The sequence below is a fragment of the Dorea sp. BIOML-A1 genome (assembly GCF_009875615.1).
Lineage (GTDB): Bacteria > Bacillota > Clostridia > Lachnospirales > Lachnospiraceae > Dorea_A > Dorea_A amylophila.
Genome location: NZ_WWSA01000017.1, coordinates 33,874 through 52,795, shown reverse-complemented (window position 1 = coordinate 52,795; position 18,922 = coordinate 33,874). Strand labels below are relative to the sequence as shown.

The window sequence follows — 18,922 nt, the reverse complement described above, 5'->3', positions numbered from 1 at the left end:
ATCTGTTTGCGTCCGGGGAAAAACAATATTTTTGTTCAACAGTTAAACTTTAATTCATCAAATAAACATATTTTTTCCACATACTTTTCAAACATCCCCCTTATATTGTTAACAGATTGAGTTTAACAGGAGGAAGGAAATTTGATAGAAGTAAAGAATCTTACCAAACGTTATGGTAACCATCTGGCGGTAGATCATCTGAACTTCACCGTAGAATCCGGTAAAATCTATGGATTCTTAGGACCAAACGGTGCAGGAAAATCTACGACCATGAACATTATGACCGGTTACCTGGGAGCTACAGAGGGACAGGTGCTGATCGATGGACACGACATTTTAAAGGAGCCGGAAGAAGCTAAGAAGAATATCGGTTATCTACCGGAAATTCCGCCGTTATATATGGAAATGACGGTGCGGGAATATCTGGAATTCGCTGCAGAATTAAAAGGAATTAAAAAAGACAAAAGAGAGCCGCAGATAGAAGAAGTTATAAGACTTGCAAAGCTGAGAGACGTAGAAAACCGGCTGATCCAGAACCTGTCAAAAGGTTATAAGCAGAGAGTCGGACTTGCACAGGCAGTTCTGGGATTCCCGGAGATCATTATCCTGGATGAGCCGACAGTAGGCCTTGACCCGAAGCAGATCATCGAAATCCGTGAACTGATCAGGAAGCTTGCGAAGAAACATACCGTGATCTTAAGTTCTCACATTCTTGCGGAAGTAAGGGAAGTCTGTGATTATATAATGATCATATCCGGAGGGAAGCTGGTCGCCAGTGATACGACCGAGAATCTGGAGAATATGATGAGTGGCAAAGGTCAGATCGAGGTGGAAGCAAAGGCTTCCAGGGATGAGATGGATCATATTATCCGCCGGACAGGAAAGATCAAAGAAGTAAAATACCGCACCAGTGCGAGCGACATTACAACTGCGCAGATTATAGCAAAAGGCGGGGAAGATATCAGGGAAGAGTTATTCCTCGCATTTTCTCATGCAGATGTACCGATGCTTACCCTGAATCAGAGTAAGACAACACTGGAAGAGATATTCCTGGAGTTGACACAAGGGTCAGGCAATAGAATGATAAAGGAGGAGAAGTAAGATGAGAGCCATCTATAAAAGAGAGTTAAGATCCTATTTTCATTCTATGATAGGATATGTATTTATCGCTTTCCTGGTAGCTTATACGGGAATCTATTTCCTGGCGTATAACCTGAACTATGGATATCCGTATTTTTCATATGTATTGTCAGGGATTCTGTTCGTATACCTGGTAGCAATTCCGATCCTGACGATGCGTTGCTTTGCAGAAGATAAGAAGAATAAGACGGATCAGATGTTACTGACAGCACCGGTCAGCCTGTTCGAGATCGTGCTTGGAAAATATCTTGCAATGGTAACGATCACGGCTGTACCGTGTGTGATCTATCTGATCTTTCCACTGATCATTAAAGCGCAGGGGACGGCATACATTAAGGTAGACTATTTGGCAATCCTTGTGTTCTTCTTACTCGGATGCGTATATATTTCCATTGGAATGTTTGTCTCTTCATTGACAGAAAGTGTGATCATTGCGGCAATCGGCGCATTCGGTATCCTGCTTCTGACTTATCTCTGGAGCGGCATCCTGAACTTTATCCCTTCGGCAGCATGGGCAAATGCAGTGGCAGTTGCGGTGTTGTTGACGCTGGTCGTACTTGCAGTCTGGAATATGACGAAAAATGTCGTGATTAGCGGGGTACTGGAGCTGATCGTACTGGCAGGAACACTGATTACTTACTTTGTAAAGAAAACAGTGTTTGAAAGTCTGCTTTCCACAGTACTTGGCAAACTGGAACTGACAGAAGTATTTTCCAATATTGCCGATAACCATCTTCTGGATGTGAGCGGGATTATATTGTACCTGTCACTGATCGTCTTGTTCTTCTTTTTGACGATGCAGATGATTCAGAAGAGACGTTGGAGTTAGGAGGAGCATAATGTTAGAAAAAATCAAGAAGTCATTCCGGAGTGCATCATCGAAAAACGGAAGTTACAGTGTGGGAATGATCGCACTTGTGATCTGCATGGTGATTGTTGTCAATCTGATCGCAGGTCAGCTTCCGGAGAATGTTAAGAGCATAGATATCAGTGATAACAACATTTACGGAGTATCAAAGACCAGTAAAAAGGTATTGAACAAACTGGATAAAAAAGTAACATTTAAAATCTATGCAGAAAAAGATTCGACAGATACAAGGATCAAATCATTCATCAAGAAATATACGGCATTGTCTGATAAGATCAGTGTAACATGGATCGATCCGGTCCTGCATCCGGCAGCACTTACAAAAGCAGGAGTAGAGAAAGATACGATCGTAATCTCCTGCAAAGATACCGGAAAAACGAAATCTGTTTCTTTTGATGATATTTTAGTTTCGGATTCTTATTCCTACTATACGACAGGAAGCAGTTCTGTATCTGAATTCGACGGAGAAGGCCAGTTTACAAGTGCGATCAATTCGGTTACAAGTGAACAGACAGAGAAGATGTATTATACAACAGGACACGGAGAAGCAGCATTTTCAGATTCTGTGACAAAACTGTTCACTAAGAATAATCTGACGACAGATGAAGTGAATCTGATGATGACAGGTGAAATTCCTGATGATTGTGATATGTTATTCATGGATGCTCCATCAAAAGACATTTCCGATGATGAGAAAACATTACTTCTGAATTACATGAAAAAGGGCGGAAAGGTATTTATCATTCTTGGAGATCCTGAGGATGAGACACCGAATCTGGATGAAGTGCTGAAAGAATATGGTATGCAGGAAGCGGACGGTTACATTGCAGATATGCAGAGAAGCTACCAGGGCAACTATTATTATATCTTCCCGGAGATCACAGCAACAGACAATCTGGCCAATAATCTGGAATCAGAGATGGTTCTGATGATCAATGCACATGGTCTGACTACAACAGATCCGGCAAGAGATACGATCACAACAACGGCGTTTATGCAGACATCAGATAATTCCTATGCAGTGACAGAGGATAAGCAGGAAGAAGGAACCTATACACTGGGAGCAGTCGCAACCGAGCAGATCACATCCAACGATTCGTCCGACAGCAGTTCTTCCAAAGACAGCTCGTCTGATGTGACAAAGACCAGCCGTCTGACAGTGATTTCTTCTGAAAGCATGATCGATTCGCAGATTACAGATACGTATACAACACTGGAGAACCTGGACCTGTTCATGAACGCGGTGACAGCGAACTTTGACAAGACAAAGAACGTAGCAATCAAGGCAAAGAGCCTGGAAGTAAGTAACAACACGATGCAGCATGCGGGAATCATCAGCATCCTGACAATCTTCGGAATTCCGCTTGTAATTCTGATCTATGGATTCATGCGCTGGTGGAAGAGAAGAAAAGCGTAAATTAAGAATATTTATGGACAGAAAAGGGGAAATTTGATGAAACAGAAAAAGACAATGCTCATCATGGTGATTGTGCTTGCGGTCTTGCTTGCGCTGTACGGAGGATTAAAAGCCTGGAACAGTCACAGCGAGAAGCAGAAGAAGGCAAAAGAGGACAAAGAAAAAGTCAGCCTGGTAGATGTAAAGAGTCTGAAGTCATTTGCCTATGAAAGCGGCGGAAGCAAGATGAGCTTTACCAAAGATGATGGCGAATGGGTATACGATGAGGATGACGGGGTACGTCTGAATCAGAGTACGATCAGGAGCACGGCAAAAGAGATTACTGGACTGACAGCGGTCCGCAAGCTGAGTGATCCGGATGAGAAAGCAGATTATGGACTGGACAGTTCGGATTACACCGTTACCTACACGGCAAAGGATGGAACCAAAGGAACGATTGAAATCGGCGATGCAGCCGGAGACAATTATTATGCGATGATCCAGGATTCGGATGCAGTATATACCATTTCAAGTACGCTGGTATCGGATCTGGTATTCGATCTGTCATCCCTGACGGAGAACGACACACTGCCATCGATCAGCAGTGGTAATCTGAAGAAGGTCGAAGTTACACAAAATGGTGAGACCACGACTTATAAGAAAAAGAAGCAACGCAGTGAACTTGCCGGTGGCTGGGGAACCATCTCACTTACCCAGTGTGCAGATTATAATGTAAAAGATCTTGCAAAATATGGTCTGGATGAAGCAAACCGGATTACGGTAACGACAACTTATAAGGATAGTACTTCAGGGGATAAGAAGACGTGTACTGTCTATGTTGGAAATGTAAATGGTGATAACCGTTATGTACAGCTTAAAGATTCCAATATGGTATATGAGGTCGGAAGTTCAATCGTAGAAAATATGATGTCGGTAGATAAATAAAACATATCAATAGAAAGAATTTGGAATTTCAGAAAAAAGACGGAAACAGCACAGAAAATGTGCCCTCCGTCTTTTTCTGATTTTTGAGAAAAATGACGAAAAGTTTTCACATAATTTACAGTACATTTATTGCCTGAAAGTATAAAAAATGGTATATTATTAATAGGTTTGTTGTGAAAATATACAAAAAACCCGGAAAAGAAATAAGTAGGAGTGATAAAAAATGTATCAGGAAGAATACAAACGCTGGCTTGCAGCAGATCTTGAAGATGCAGATCTGAAGCCGGAATTGTCAAAAATTGAGGGTAACGATGATGAGATCAAGGAACGTTTTGCGGTAGCACTGAAATTCGGAACAGCCGGACTTCGCGGAGTGCTCGGCGCAGGAACGAACCGTATGAATATTTATGTAGTACGTCAGGCAACACAGGGACTGGCTAACTGGGTAAAGACACAGGGTGGAACACAGACTGTAGCAATCAGTTATGACAGCCGTTTAAAGAGTGATGTATTTGCCAAGACAGCAGCAGGTGTACTTGCAGCAAATGGGATCAAAGTAAGAATCTATGATGCACTGATGCCTGTACCGGCGCTTTCATTTGCAACACGTTATTATAACTGTAATGCAGGTGTTATGGTAACAGCTTCTCATAACCCGGCAAAATACAACGGATATAAAGCATACGGACCGGACGGATGTCAGATGACAGACGATGCGGCTGCAATCGTATACGAAGAGATCCAGAAGACAGACGTTCTGACCGGAGCAAAATATATGTCATTTGCAGAAGGTGTAGAAGAAGGACTGATTAGATTTGTAGGCGATGACTGCAAGAGAGCACTCTATGATGCGATCGAATCCCGTCAGGTTCGTCCGGGACTGTGTAAGACAGCCGGATTAAAACTGGTATACAGCCCATTAAATGGATCAGGTCTTGTTCCTGTAACACAGGTATTAAAAGATATCGGAATCACAGATATCACAATCGTTCCGGAGCAGGAATATCCAAATGGATACTTTACAACATGCAGCTATCCAAACCCAGAGATCTTTGAGGCACTGGAGCTTGGACTGAACCTTGCAAAAGAGTCAGATGCAGACCTTATGCTTGCAACTGACCCAGATGCAGACCGTGTAGGTATCGCTATGAAGTGCCCGGATGGATCTTATGAATTAGTAAGCGGTAACGAAGTCGGAGTACTTCTTCTGGATTACATATGTGCAGGACGTATCGAGAAAGGTACAATGCCTGAAAAAGCAGTAGCAGTCAAATCTCTCGTATCTACACCACTTGCTGATGCAGTAGCAGCTCATTACGGAGTAGAATTAAGAAACGTACTGACAGGATTCAAATGGATCGGAGACCAGATCGCACAGTTAGAGGCAGCAGGCGAAGTAGACAGATTCATCTTTGGATTTGAGGAAAGCTACGGATACCTTGCAGGACCATATGTACGTGACAAAGATGCCGTTATCGCATCTATGCTGATCTGTGAGATGGCAGCTTACTACAGAAGTATCGGCAGCTCTCTGAAACAGAGACTGGAAGAAATCTATGCAGAGTACGGACGTTACCTCAACAAGATCGACAGCTTTGAATTCCCTGGACTCAGTGGAATGGACAAGATGTCTGGAATCATGCAGAACCTGCGTGAGAATGCACCGGCAGAGATTGCTGGATACAAGGTAACAGAAGTAACAGATTATACTAAGACAGAAGAAACAGGACTTCCTGTAGCAAATGTATTAGTTTACAAGCTTGAGAACAATGAGACAGTTATCGTACGTCCTTCAGGAACAGAGCCTAAGATTAAGATTTACTACACAACACTTGGTAAAGATCTTGCTGAGGCACAGGCTGAGAAGGACAAACTTGCTGAGGCACTGAAACCAATCATGGCATAGGAGTCTGAGGCAGGTTCTGGAAGACTTGGAAATTGTGTTATAGGAATTTAAGATTGAAATAAGAGAATAAAAATAAGTGTACAATTCTTCGGTGGAAGAATGTACACTTATTTTTTATTGCCATGCATTCGTAAAGAGCTGCCAGTGTTAAGTCCTGTAGATACAAAGTATGTAAGATACATTGCTGCTTGCAGGACTACTATGTATATGCTAATACGTTAATTTCCCTTTGGTGCAATCTGCTGTTTCAACCGCTGACGCCGTACAGGATGCGTAAATGCAACTCTCTGTGCTGTAAAGATCGAATTATTAAAGTTAAAGATAAACGATACAAAACATACAACCGAAAAGAATGGGAGCATATTATATCCGAAACTTTCCACGCCGACCAGGATAGCTGCGAGCAAAGTATTTGATCCACTGCAGAACACGGAAGCGAATCCAAGAGCTGCACCGAACATCGGATCAAATCCGAATACCGGTCCAAGTACATATCCTAAGCAGGAACCGATGGAAAACAGAGGTGCAACTTCACCGCCGATGAATCCGGAGGAAAGTGTCAGAATCGTAAGAGCCATCTTAAGAATCCAGTCATAAGCATATATATCGTCTGTAATACCGTCAAAGCACAGAGCAACCAGGTTAGAGCCGGTTCCGGAGTATCTTCCCTGATGAAAGATCATCATAAGAACTGCGATAACAGCCCCCATGATCAGAACCTTTTTTACAGGCGAAGAAAAACGGAAGGCGAATTTCAAACGCAGATATCGGAGAATCAGTGCAAATAAAGAACCAACGATACCGAAGCACAGTCCCATAGCTGCCAGTTTTAAAAGAAAAACGGCGTTGTACGTAGAAGGATGATAGTTCAGGGTTTCCAGTATATTAATATGAAATTTCCGAAGTCCGAGCGCCCGTGATGTAAATGCTGCACTGATGGAAGCTACTGTTGCTGGAATCAAAGCATGATATTCCAGCTTTCCGGCAACCAATACCTCCAGTGCAAAAAAGATTGCAGCAAGCGGAGTACAGAAAAGTCCGGAAAATCCGGCAGCCATACCAGTGATCAGGAACATCTTCCGGCTGTTTTCGATATCAATAGTCTTATCGACCAGACGCCCAACGTTGTTGGAAACAGCCGCACCAATCTGAACAGCAACACCTTCTCGTCCGGCACTTCCTCCAAACAGGTGTGTTGTCCAGGTTCCGATGACGGATAGTGGCACCATACGGATTGGAAGTTTGGTGTTTTTACCAAGGCCGACGTGAAAGACCATCTTCATACCATTGGCGACAGATTTGCCAAACTGGTGATAGATGAACCAGATGAAGACGCCGCCAAGAGGCAGGAACCAGATCAGATACCAGAAGTATTTCGTCCGGATAGCGGTACAGGCATTAAGTCCCAGCCCGAATGCTGCATCGATGATTCCGACGAGAACACCGATGACTACTCCGGCAATAGCCAGGATAAAAGTATCTTTATAGTATTTGTAAATGTGTTTGAACAAAGCTTTAATCATAATAACCCCCAAAGATAAATTCTCTCGTATTTATTATAACTTGTATGGCGGAATCTGCAAGCAAATATATTTTTTACTCGACAATTTATATACTATGTGATACAATCGGGTTAAGCATTATAATTCTATATTTTCATTGGCATATACGCCCTATCAAGAACTTATGCATTTCGCATTCTATGAATTTTCAATGCTTGTAACCCAGAGAGATTTTATACAGGCAGAGAGGAATTGTAGATTCATGCTAATGTACAGATAATAAAGGATAGTGCTGAAATGGAGGCAGAGTTTATGAAAGCAGAGGAAAGGAAATCATATTGTCAGCAGCTATTTGAAAAATATAATATAGTATAAATTTTACGAGGAAACTAAGATGACATTAGAAGAAGTAAGAAATGAAATTGATGAAATAGATACAAATATGAAGCCATTGTTTTTAAGAAGAATGAAATGTGGAAAATATGTAGCAGAAGTAAAAGCTCAGACCGGAGGAGATGTATTTGTTCTCGAAAGAGAACTTGAAATCATTGAAAAAAGAGCCACGGATGTGGATCCGGAGATTCAGGAAGAATATAAAACATTCCTGAGACACTTAATGAGCCTTTGCAGAAAATATGAATATGAATTATTACCAGAGATGCAAGAAAAAGTTATGACGGCAGCTCTGGCGGCAGCAGGACTGACAGCTGAGACCGAACATACACAGGTAAAGATTGGATTTACCTGCCCAAAAGAGACAAGTGATCTGAACCTGTTCGTGAACATGACAAAGTTAAATGGAATCCAGATTGATGCTATGAATCTGATGACAGAAAATGAAATTCAGAAAGTAACCATGACACTGGATGGCAAGATCACGGATGCGGGAATGCGGTGCCTGTTGTGCCAGATAGGGAAAGAGGCAGAGGAGTTCCGGATTTTAGAATTGATTTCTATTTAATGCATTATGGCGGCTGTCACCGATCGGAATAAACTTACAAGGTCCTATCCTGTGCTGACTCCAACATGGGGAAATTCTAAAGCAAAAAAGTTGACCTAAAAACGAGCTCACAAAAAATCCAAACTCGACATTCGTCTCAGACAGTGGATTTTTTGTGAGCAAACGGTCAACTTTTTTACTTAAGAATTACCAACCATGAGTCCGTATGCACAGGATAGGACCTTGTAATTTTATTCCTGCGGTTTCGCATGCCATAATAATTAAATGGAGAACTGTAATCTTTTATTACGGTTCGGGAATCTGGCTTAGTGAATTAAATAGAAAAAGAAAACAAAAATAAAAATGTATTTCGCGCAAGTAGGAAAAGAAACAAACTTCCTGTAATAATCAGCGTTCCAACATGATTCAAACACTTGCGGTTAAATATATTCACTGCGATCATACATACATTCACGAGCATAAAAAGCTCCAATATACCAAGTATCGGTAAAGAATACAACTGAAATACCTGAATCAGCACGGTCATACAGATGGATATGGCAAGTGCAAAACAAAAGTAATACTTCTTTTTCTGAGTCATAATATATCCTCCTTGCGTGGAATGATCGGGTTACATTCAAAAATAGAGTTGCATTAATTTAGTAAATAATACCATAACAAGTCATAAATGAAAAGCCAGGAAGACATTTTACATAAAATTCAGAATACCCTCTTGCAATCTGAAAAAACATGTGCTAACATTTAAAACAAATTTTAGTATAGTAAAGCGATGAAAGAGACTCTGGACTCTGGAACCTGACAGGAATGTGGTGTCACCGACTGAGAGCACTGCTTGGGGAATGAGGACAATAGGGAACACTCTGGAGCAGACCAGCTGAACAAGTAAATATGGTAAAGTTGAATGAAAAGTAGGTTGGTACGTAGACTGCACGTTACGCACGAAAAGAGGAATCTTAGAAAGCACTATACAGCTTTGAGATTCAATGCGGGTGGTACCGCGGATAACGATGATGATATCCGTCCCGGGATACAAGTATGTATTCCAGGGCGGATTTTTATGTTTATAACCGTTATTCGTCCCGGGAAGAAAAGGAGGAAAAGAACATGGAGTATTTAACAGGTGTAAAGCCAAAAGAGACAAAAGAAATCAGTGAATTACTGGAACAGACAGAAGCAGGCACAAAGGTAAAAGTCAACGGAGCAGTGCATACGATCCGTGATATGGGAACTGTTGCATTTGTGATCTTAAGAAAAAGAGAAGGTCTGCTTCAGTGTGTCTATGAAGAAGGCAGTGCTGATTTTGAATTGAAAGACATGAAAGAAGCAGCAACAGTCGAAGTTGAAGGCATCTTGGAAGAGAATGAAAAAGCACCGAACGGAATTGAGATCCGTATGGAGAGTGTAAAAATCTTAAGTGAGCCGGAAGACGAGATGATGCCGCTTGCAATTTCCAAATGGAAACTGAACACATCTCTGGAAGCAAAACTGAACTATCGTTCCATTTCCCTTAGAAATATCCGGGAGCGTGCCAAATTCAGAATTCAGGAAGGACTTACAAGAGCATTCAGAGATTTCCTTTACAGCCAGGAATTTACAGAGATCCATACACCGAAGATCGGAGCGAAAGGAGCCGAGGGAGGAGCCAACATTTTCAAACTGGAATATTTCCACAGACCGGCAGTGCTGGCGCAGAGTCCACAGTTCTATAAGCAGATGATGGTCGGCGTATTTGACAGAGTATTCGAGACAGCGCCGGTATTCAGAGCAGAGAAACATAACACAAAGCGTCACCTGAACGAATATACCAGTCTTGATTTTGAAATGGGATATATTGATGGATTTGAAGACATCATGGCAATGGAGACGGGATTCCTCCAGTATGCGATGGAATTGCTGAAAAAAGATTATGCAAGAGAGTTAAAAGTATTGGGTGTTGAACTTCCTGATGTGAGTCAGATTCCGGCAGTGAAATTTGCAGATATCAAAGAAATCGTTGCAGAGAAATACAATCACAAGATGAGAAATCCATTCGACCTTGAGCCGGAAGAAGAAGTACTGATCGGACGTTATGCGAAAGAAGAGTGGGAAAGTGATTTTGTATTTGTCACACATTATCCTTCTAAGAAACGTCCGTTTTATGCAATGGATGATCCGGAAGATCCAAGATATACACTAAGCTTTGACCTTCTGTTCAGAGGATTGGAAATCACGACAGGCGGACAGCGTATTCATGATTACAAGATGCTGACAGATAAGATTACTGCAAGAGGAATGACAGAAGAAGGAATGGAACAGTATCTTGCAACATTTAAGCATGGAATGCCGCCACACGGAGGACTTGGAATCGGACTGGAACGTCTGACGATGCAGTTATTAGGAGAAGATAACGTAAGAGAGACTACATTATTCCCAAGAGATTTAAGCAGACTGGAACCATAGTGGGAAGTAAGGTATAATAGATATGATACTGGTGATAACATGTCATGAGAGGGAAATCATATGTTTGGAAAAAGATGTAGTTTATGCGGAGGAAAGTTAAACAGTAGTGGAATCTGTACGGAATGTGGGCTTGATAACAGCAAGTCGGATAAGAATTACCGGATCAACCGGAGTGACTGTGACGGAATGCCGCTTACACATGTACATGAGGAGAAAGAAAAATACAGACCGGACAGGAAAGCAGATCACAGGGAAATAAATCACAAAGAGATAAATCATAAAAAAAGAGATTACGGAAAACAAGGCTATCGTATGAATGAGTCTGATATGACCGGGAAAAAACGGAGAAAGCATGTGCAGACTCCGGATATTACAAACCGGAGAAGACCATTGAAAATAGTGATTCTGGCAATTATCGTGATTGCAGTTTTGGGTAATCTCTATGAGGAACATAAGTACGATATAGAATATGCAATTGGAGATGCAGTTCAAGGTGTATTTCAGGATACGGGGGATCAAAAGACAAATGATACGGATGAAACAGACTATGATCATTATCAGTATGTGACTCGGGAAATCCCGAAAGAGGGAGAACGTGCAGACTATGAACTTTCTTCCGGCAATTATGTGGCAGGTGTGGAGATCCCGGAGGGAATCTATACAGTGACACCGAAAGATGATTATGACACCGTGCAGATCGATGATTCAGAGAACAGTATCTATCTGTATGAATACACCGAAGGAAAGAAAGACAAGATCGAAGATGTCCGCCTCTATAAAGGCGCAGTACTGACGTTAAGATGTAAGACAACGGAAAAACTGCACACAGACAATGCACAGGATATAGATACACTGGAAACAGCCGGACAAAGCAATCCGCTCGCAGAACCGGTAGAGATCAAAGGACAGAAAGTTTTGACTGCCGGAAAGGATTTTGAACCGGGAATTTATGATCTGGATCGTATATCAGGTGATGGGGACGTGAAGATAACCATTTATTCTGAAGAGCAGGAAGAGATGAATTCCTGGAGCCAGTATCTGTCGGAAGATGGAATAGATGGAGAGACGTTCCATTATTTGGTGATTCCGGAAAATGCGGTAGTGGAAGTGTCAGAAGATTTAAGGATAAAACTTACACCGACAGAAATGATTGCATCAACAGATTATTATAGCTTTTATAACAGATAAGTTTACTGATTGCATAGCGAAGAAAAATCGTATGTAAGAAGATAGAGAAGGATCAGGAAAGAAGGAGCAGGAAGATGGCAAATAAAATATCAGATGAAACCATTGAATATGTTGGTATTCTTGCAAAGCTGGAATTATCTGGTCAGGAAAAAGAAGATGCCAAAGCAGATATGGAAAAAATGTTAGATTATATAGATACATTAAATGAACTGGACACAGACGGAATTGAACCAATGTCACATGTATTTCCGGTAAAGAATGTATTCCGCGAAGATATTGTGACAAATGGAGACGGCAGTAAGGAGACACTGGCGAATGCACCGCTGGAAAAAGACCAGAGCTTCAAAGTACCAAAGACGATCGGATAGGAGGAAAACGGTTATGGATATCACAAGTCTTACAGCAGTAGAGCTTGGAAAGAAGATTAAGGCAAAAGAAATATCTGTTGTGGAAGCCGTGAAAGCCTCCATTGCACAGATTGAAAAAGTAGAAAAAGATGTAAACAGTTTTGTGACGTTGGATAAAGAGGGTGCATTAAAACGTGCAGAAGAAGTACAGAAATTAATTGATGACGGAAAACTGACAGGGCCACTGGCAGGTGTGCCGGTAGCAATTAAAGATAACATGTGTACGCAAGGAATGCTCACAACCTGCAGTTCGAAGATCCTTGGAAACTTCCGGCCAATGTTCACGGCAGAGGCAGTCAAGAATCTGGAAGAAGCAGGAGCTGTGATTCTGGGTAAGACAAACATGGATGAATTTGCCATGGGAAGTACAACCGAGACTTCTTATTACGGACCGACAAAGAATCCATGGAACTTAGAGCATGTTCCGGGAGGATCTTCAGGAGGAAGTTGTGCAGCGGTTGCAGCAGAAGAAGCACCATATGCACTTGGATCTGACACGGGTGGATCCATCCGTCAGCCGAGTTCATTCTGTGGTGTGGTCGGAATCAAACCAACATATGGAACGGTATCCCGTTACGGACTGATCGCTTATGGTTCTTCCCTGGATCAGATCGGACCTGTTGCGAAAGATGTGACAGACTGCGCAACGGTTCTGGAGACCATTGCATCTTATGATCCGAAAGACAGCACATCAATCAGACGTGACAGTTATGATTTTACATCTGCACTGGTAGATGATGTGAAGGGCATGAGAATCGGTATTCCAAAAGATTATTTTGGAGATGGTCTGGATGCTGAGGTGAAAGAAAATATTCTTCGGGCAGTAAAAGTTCTAGAAGAAAAAGGCGCAGTTGTAGAAGAATTCGACTTAAGCCTTGTAAAATATGCGATTCCTGCATATTATGTCATTGCATCAGCTGAGGCAAGCTCCAACCTTGCCAGATTCGATGGTGTAAAATACGGTTATCGTACCGAGGAATACGAAGGACTTCATAATATGTACAAAAAATCCCGTTCCGAAGGTTTCGGACCGGAAGTAAAGAGAAGAATTATGCTTGGTTCATTTGTTTTGAGTTCCGGATATTATGATGCGTATTATCTGAAAGCATTGAAAACAAAAGCGTTAATTAAGAAAGCATTTGATAAAGCGTTTGAAAAATATGATGTGATCGTGGCTCCGGCGGCTCCGACAACGGCACCGGAACTTGGAAAGAGCTTAAGTGATCCGATCAAGATGTATCTGGGAGATATTTACACGATTTCCGTCAACCTGGCAGGACTTCCGGGAATCACAATCCCGGTAGGAAAGGATTCCAAAGGACTTCCGGTAGGTATGCAGCTGATTGGAAATTGTTTCGAAGAAAATAAAATCATTCAGACCGCATATACATTTGAACAGACGAAAGTATATGAAGCACCAGAACTTGCAAAGGAGGACAGATAGTCATGGCAAAACAATATGAGACAGTCATTGGACTTGAGGTCCATGTAGAGCTTGCAACAAAGACGAAGATCTTCTGCGGATGCAGCACTGCATTCGGAGGAGCACCGAATACACATACATGCCCGGTTTGTACCGGTATGCCTGGATCACTTCCGGTATTAAATAAACAAGTTGTAGAATATGCAATGGGAATCGGCCTTGCAACACATTGTGATATTACAAGAGTGTGCAAATTCGACCGTAAGAACTATTTTTATCCGGATAATCCGCAGAACTACCAGATTTCACAGCTTTATCAGCCAATCGCCAGAAATGGCTATGTGGAGATTGCAGTAGGAGATACAAAGAAAAAAGTCCGTATCCATGAAATGCATATGGAGGAAGATGCCGGAAAGCTGGTACATGATGAATGGGATGACACATCTCTGGTAGACTTTAACCGAAGCGGTGTGCCGCTTGTAGAGATCGTATCCGAGCCGGATATGCGTTCATCGGAAGAGGTCATAGCATATCTGGAGAAATTAAGAACGATTATCCAGTATCTGGGAGCATCTGATTGTAAGCTCCAGGAAGGTTCGATGAGAGCGGATGTCAACTTATCCGTAAGAGAAGTGGGAACCCAGGAGTTCGGAACCAGAACAGAGATGAAGAACCTGAACTCATTCAAGGCAATCGCAAGAGCCATTGAAGGAGAGAGAGAACGTCAGATCGAACTCATCGAAGAGGGAAAATCCGTTATCCAGGAGACGAGACGATGGGATGACAATAAAGAATCATCTCATGCCATGCGTTCCAAAGAAGATGCTCAGGATTATCGTTATTTCCCGGAACCGGATCTTGTACCAATCGTGATCGATGATGAGTGGATCGAAAAGATCAAAGAAAAACAGCCGGAATTCCGCGATGAAAAACTGGAACGTTATAAAAAAGAATTCGATATCCCGCAGTATGATGCAGAAATACTCACAGAATCCAAACACATGGCGGATATCTTTGAAGAGACGACGGCAATCTGTGGGAAACCGAAGAAAGTATCCAACTGGCTGATGGTAGAAACCATGCGTCTGTTAAAAGAACACAGCATGGAACCGGAAGATATCAGCTTCTCACCGGCTAATCTTGCAAAACTGATCGGGCTTACAGAGGACGGAACCATTAACAGTTCCGTTGCAAAAGAAGTATTCGAACAGGTATTTGAAAAGAATGTAGATCCGGAAAGTTACGTAGAAGAGCATGGATTAAAGACAGTCAATGATGAAGGTGCACTGGAAGAAGTGTTAAAAGAAGTCATTGCAAAGAATCCAAAAGCAATCGCCGATTACAAAGGCGGTAAAGAAAAAGCCCTCGGAGCACTGGTCGGACAGACGATGAAAGCAATGAAAGGAAAGGCAAATCCCGGAATGGTGAATGAGAAATTGCGGGAGATGCTAAATTAAATTGGGATTTAATTCAGGAAGGCATGACTACCCGGACCTGCATAAAAAGTAGGAAGCCGTTCCTGTTCAGGTTCCGTCGGTAGGAAATACTAAAGCGTCAAAATTATGCTAAAAACGGGCTCCCGAAATTTGCAACTCGCCATTCGGCTCAAACAGGCAAATTTCGAAAACCCAACGCATAATTTTGACGCTTAACTATTTCCAACACCTTCTTCACATTCACTGGAACGGCTTTCTACTTTTTATTCCGTGGGTGTCGAATGCCTTACAAATGAAATGGCAATTGCGTAACCGTAGTGGCTTCCGCTGGGTTACACTTCCGGACATTTCATTTATTAATATCCGCTGCCAGTCACGACTTGAAGGAAACAATAGATAAGGATTATTGTGAATGTGGAATGCCATTAGAAATAGTTAGAGAGTCAGAAGCACCGTTAAAGGAACGAAGCGAACGTGTTTGAGGCGAACGCCGAGTTTGAGCGTAGTTCCTTTGCTTTTAGGTGATTCTGACTCTCTTAGTGTTTCTTATGGTATGGAACCTGAACAAGAAGCCTTATCTATTGTTTCCTTCAAGGACTGAGAGGCCGCTTCTCCGTTAATAAATTAAATCCCAAAAAATGTATTGACATTATGCAGCGCAGTGCTATAATTAAAACAAACATATGAATAACTGTTCATATATTCAAATAATCAAATAAAAACAGGAAAGGAAGTATTTATTATGAAAAAAACTTATAAAATCGACGTAGACTGCGCAAACTGTGCAAATAAGATGGAGCAGGCAGCGAAGAACACCGACGGAGTAAAGGATGCAACTGTGAATTTTATGATGTTAAAGATGATCGTAGAATTTGAAGAAGGCGCAGATCCTAAGAAGGTAATGAAAGATGTACAGAAGAACTGTAAAGTAGTAGAAGATGATTGTGAGATATTTCTGTAAAGGTTGGGAAAAAATATGACAAAAAAGCAGAAGAAATCGCTTACCAGAATTATTATTGCAGCACTACTTATGATTATATTGAAGTTCTTACCTGCGGAAGGATGGCTGCGGTTCGTACTTTATATGATCCCGTATCTTGTTGTGGGATATGACATTTTAAGGAAAGCATTCAAAGGAATCCTGAATAAGCAGGTATTCGATGAGAATTTTCTGATGGCAGTTGCTACCATAGGAGCCATTGCACTTGGAAATTATACAGAAGGTGTGGCGGTTATGCTCTTCTATCAGATCGGAGAACTATTCCAGAGCTATGCGGTTGGAAAGAGCCGCAGGAATATCAGTGAACTGATGGATATCCGCCCGGATTATGCGAATATTGAAAAAGACGGAGAGCTGGAACAGGTGGATCCGGATGAAGTGGAAGTTGGAACTATCATTGTCGTTCAGCCGGGAGAAAAAGTTCCGATCGATGGTGTGATCGAAGAAGGAAGCAGTACATTGAATACCAGTGCACTGACCGGAGAAAGTGTTCCGAGAGAAGCAACAGCCGGTGAGGAAGTCATAAGTGGATGTATTAATCTGACAGGTCTTCTGAAGATTCGTACAACAAAAGAATTCGGAGAATCTACGGTATCAAAAATTCTGGATCTGGTGGAGAATTCAAGCTCTAAGAAGTCAAGATCAGAGAATTTTATTTCAAAATTTGCCAGATATTATACACCGGCAGTCTGCTACAGTGCGCTTGCACTTGCCATCCTGCCGCCACTGGTAAGGATGCTGGCAATGGGACTCGCACCGGAATGGGGTGACTGGGTCTACAGAGCGCTGACCTTCCTGGTTATCAGCTGTCCATGTGCACTGGTGATCAGTATTCCGCTCAGCTTTTTTGCAGGAATTGGCGGGGCGAGTCATGAAGGTGTGCTGGTCAAAGGATCGAATTATCTGGAGACGATGGCACGGACAAAGTATGTGGTATTTGATAAGACCGGAACGATGACACAAGGTGTATTTGAGGTGAGCGGAGTGCATCACAATACGATACCGGAAGAACAGTTATTAGAGTATGCGGCACTTGCGGAGTGTTCCTCATCCCATCCGATCAGTAAGAGTCTTCAGAAAGCATATGGAAAACAGATTTACCGGGATCGTGTGACTGAGATTGAAGAACTGAGCGGAAAAGGTGTGACAGCGAAGGTCGATGGTATTCCGGTGGCAGCCGGTAACGCAAAACTTATGAAATATCTGAATGTGGAATACAGTGAATGTGAAGAAACAGGTACAATTGTTCACGTTGCGGTGGACGGTAAGTATGCGGGACATATCCTGATCTCAGATAAATTAAAACCACATGCGAAAGAAGCTGTCAGAGATCTGAAAAAAGCAGGCATCACCAAGACCGTAATGCTGACCGGTGATATGAAACGAGTGGCAGATAAGGTCGCAGAAGAGTTGGGAATCGGCGAAGTATACAGTGAACTCCTTCCGGCAGATAAGGTTGCGAAAGTAGAGGAACTTCTGGAACAGAAATCAGAGAAAGAAAAGCTGGCATTCGTCGGAGACGGAATCAATGATGCACCGGTATTGTCAAGGGCAGATATCGGAATTGCCATGGGAGCGCTTGGATCAGATGCAGCGATTGAGGCGGCAGATGTTGTCTTGATGGATGATGATCCGAAGAAGATCGCAAAAGCAATCAGGATTTCCAGAAAATGTATGCGTATCGTATATGAAAATATATACTTTGCACTTGGAATCAAGGCAGTCTGTCTGATCCTCGGAGCACTTGGAATTGCAAATATGTGGATGGCAATCTTTGCAGATGTCGGTGTCATGGTTATTGCCGTATTGAATGCAATCCGTGCATTATTCGTAAAACACTTATAGAAAAGGCTGGTGGGCAGATGGTAAAAATAGAAGAAGGAATGGAAGTATGTGAATCATGTGAGGTACATGAAAATCTTCTGAAGATCGTAAATGAAAAGATGCCGGAAGAAACGGAATTATATGATCTTGCGGAGCTGTTCAAGGTATTCGGTGATTCGACCAGAATACGTATCCTGTTCGTGTTATTTGAAGCAGAGGTGTGCGTGTGCGATCTTGCGGAGGCACTGAATATGACACAGTCTGCAATATCACATCAGCTTAGGATTCTGAAGCAGAACAAACTGGTCAAGAGCAGAAGAGAGGGAAAATCCGTGTTCTATTCACTGGCAGACGATCATGTGCGTACAATTGTGGATCAGGGAAGAGAACATATAGAAGAAGATTTATATTGAAAAGAAGAAAACTGTATCAGACGGTCAAAAGCCTGATACGGTTTTTTTATATCTCAAATATGCAAGAGAAACTT

Annotated in this window: 15 protein-coding genes; 14 read left to right on the top strand and 1 reads right to left on the bottom strand. The window is 42.2% G+C overall.

From position 1 onward, the window contains the following. Positions 1 to 141 precede the first annotated feature (141 nt). The 5 genes from GT508_RS08295 (at position 142) to GT508_RS08275 (ending at position 6,255) form a co-directional block, all read left to right on the top strand. Entirely contained in the window at positions 142 to 1,101 is a 960-nt protein-coding gene (locus GT508_RS08295; protein WP_161143998.1) for an ABC transporter ATP-binding protein, read from the top strand. Position 1,102: 1 nt separating this feature from the next. Continuing rightward, positions 1,103 to 1,969, top strand: coding sequence for an ABC transporter permease subunit (locus tag GT508_RS08290; protein ID WP_138376033.1), 867 nt, complete (start codon positions 1,103 to 1,105; stop codon positions 1,967 to 1,969). 10 nt (positions 1,970 to 1,979) lie between these two features. After that, on the top strand, positions 1,980 to 3,425 hold the full coding sequence (locus GT508_RS08285; protein WP_161143997.1) for a GldG family protein: 1,446 nt from the start codon (positions 1,980 to 1,982) through the stop codon (positions 3,423 to 3,425). A gap of 36 nt (positions 3,426 to 3,461) precedes the next feature. Further along, a complete protein-coding gene (locus GT508_RS08280) occupies positions 3,462 to 4,349 on the top strand; it encodes a DUF4340 domain-containing protein (protein ID WP_161143996.1) in 888 nt (295 codons plus the stop codon). Between the two features lie 223 nt (positions 4,350 to 4,572). Further along, positions 4,573 to 6,255 carry a phospho-sugar mutase gene (locus GT508_RS08275; protein WP_161143995.1) on the top strand — a complete coding sequence of 561 codons (1,683 nt, stop codon included), beginning with the start codon at positions 4,573 to 4,575 and terminating at the stop codon, positions 6,253 to 6,255. Between the two features lie 218 nt (positions 6,256 to 6,473). On the opposite strand, the gene GT508_RS08270 is transcribed toward GT508_RS08275, so the two are convergent. Beyond that, positions 6,474 to 7,778 carry a chloride channel protein gene (locus GT508_RS08270; RefSeq protein ID WP_161143994.1) on the bottom strand — a complete coding sequence of 435 codons (1,305 nt, stop codon included), beginning with the start codon at positions 7,776 to 7,778 and terminating at the stop codon, positions 6,474 to 6,476. A gap of 373 nt (positions 7,779 to 8,151) precedes the next feature. Here GT508_RS08270 and GT508_RS08265 point away from each other — a divergent pair, with 373 nt between their 5' ends. The 9 genes from GT508_RS08265 to GT508_RS08225 all read left to right on the top strand — a co-directional run bounded on the left by GT508_RS08265 (position 8,152) and on the right by GT508_RS08225 (position 18,848). Further along, positions 8,152 to 8,718, top strand: coding sequence for a chorismate mutase (locus GT508_RS08265; RefSeq protein ID WP_161143993.1), 567 nt, complete (start codon positions 8,152 to 8,154; stop codon positions 8,716 to 8,718). A gap of 1,104 nt (positions 8,719 to 9,822) precedes the next feature. Continuing rightward, positions 9,823 to 11,157, top strand: a complete 1,335-nt coding sequence (gene aspS, locus GT508_RS08260; RefSeq protein WP_161143992.1) for an aspartate--tRNA(Asn) ligase — start codon at positions 9,823 to 9,825, stop codon at positions 11,155 to 11,157. 60 nt (positions 11,158 to 11,217) lie between these two features. After that, entirely contained in the window at positions 11,218 to 12,345 is a 1,128-nt protein-coding gene (locus GT508_RS08255) for a hypothetical protein (protein WP_161143991.1), read from the top strand. A 74-nt stretch (positions 12,346 to 12,419) separates the two neighbouring features. After that, positions 12,420 to 12,713: an Asp-tRNA(Asn)/Glu-tRNA(Gln) amidotransferase subunit GatC gene (gene gatC / locus GT508_RS08250; protein WP_028087248.1), complete on the top strand. Its 294-nt coding sequence runs from the start codon at positions 12,420 to 12,422 to the stop codon at positions 12,711 to 12,713. A gap of 13 nt (positions 12,714 to 12,726) precedes the next feature. Further along, positions 12,727 to 14,196 carry an Asp-tRNA(Asn)/Glu-tRNA(Gln) amidotransferase subunit GatA gene (gene gatA / locus GT508_RS08245; protein WP_055284863.1) on the top strand — a complete coding sequence of 490 codons (1,470 nt, stop codon included), beginning with the start codon at positions 12,727 to 12,729 and terminating at the stop codon, positions 14,194 to 14,196. Between the two features lie 2 nt (positions 14,197 to 14,198). Further along, positions 14,199 to 15,632, top strand: coding sequence for an Asp-tRNA(Asn)/Glu-tRNA(Gln) amidotransferase subunit GatB (gene gatB, locus GT508_RS08240; protein WP_055284861.1), 1,434 nt, complete (start codon positions 14,199 to 14,201; stop codon positions 15,630 to 15,632). 721 nt (positions 15,633 to 16,353) lie between these two features. Then, positions 16,354 to 16,572 (top strand): cation transporter, encoded by a 219-nt coding sequence (locus tag GT508_RS08235; RefSeq protein ID WP_006427889.1) that lies wholly within the window; start codon positions 16,354 to 16,356, stop codon positions 16,570 to 16,572. 15 nt (positions 16,573 to 16,587) lie between these two features. Further along, entirely contained in the window at positions 16,588 to 18,456 is a 1,869-nt protein-coding gene (locus GT508_RS08230; RefSeq protein ID WP_161143990.1) for a heavy metal translocating P-type ATPase, read from the top strand. Between the two features lie 17 nt (positions 18,457 to 18,473). After that, positions 18,474 to 18,848 carry an ArsR/SmtB family transcription factor gene (locus GT508_RS08225; RefSeq protein ID WP_161143989.1) on the top strand — a complete coding sequence of 125 codons (375 nt, stop codon included), beginning with the start codon at positions 18,474 to 18,476 and terminating at the stop codon, positions 18,846 to 18,848. Positions 18,849 to 18,922: the final 74 nt, after the last annotated feature.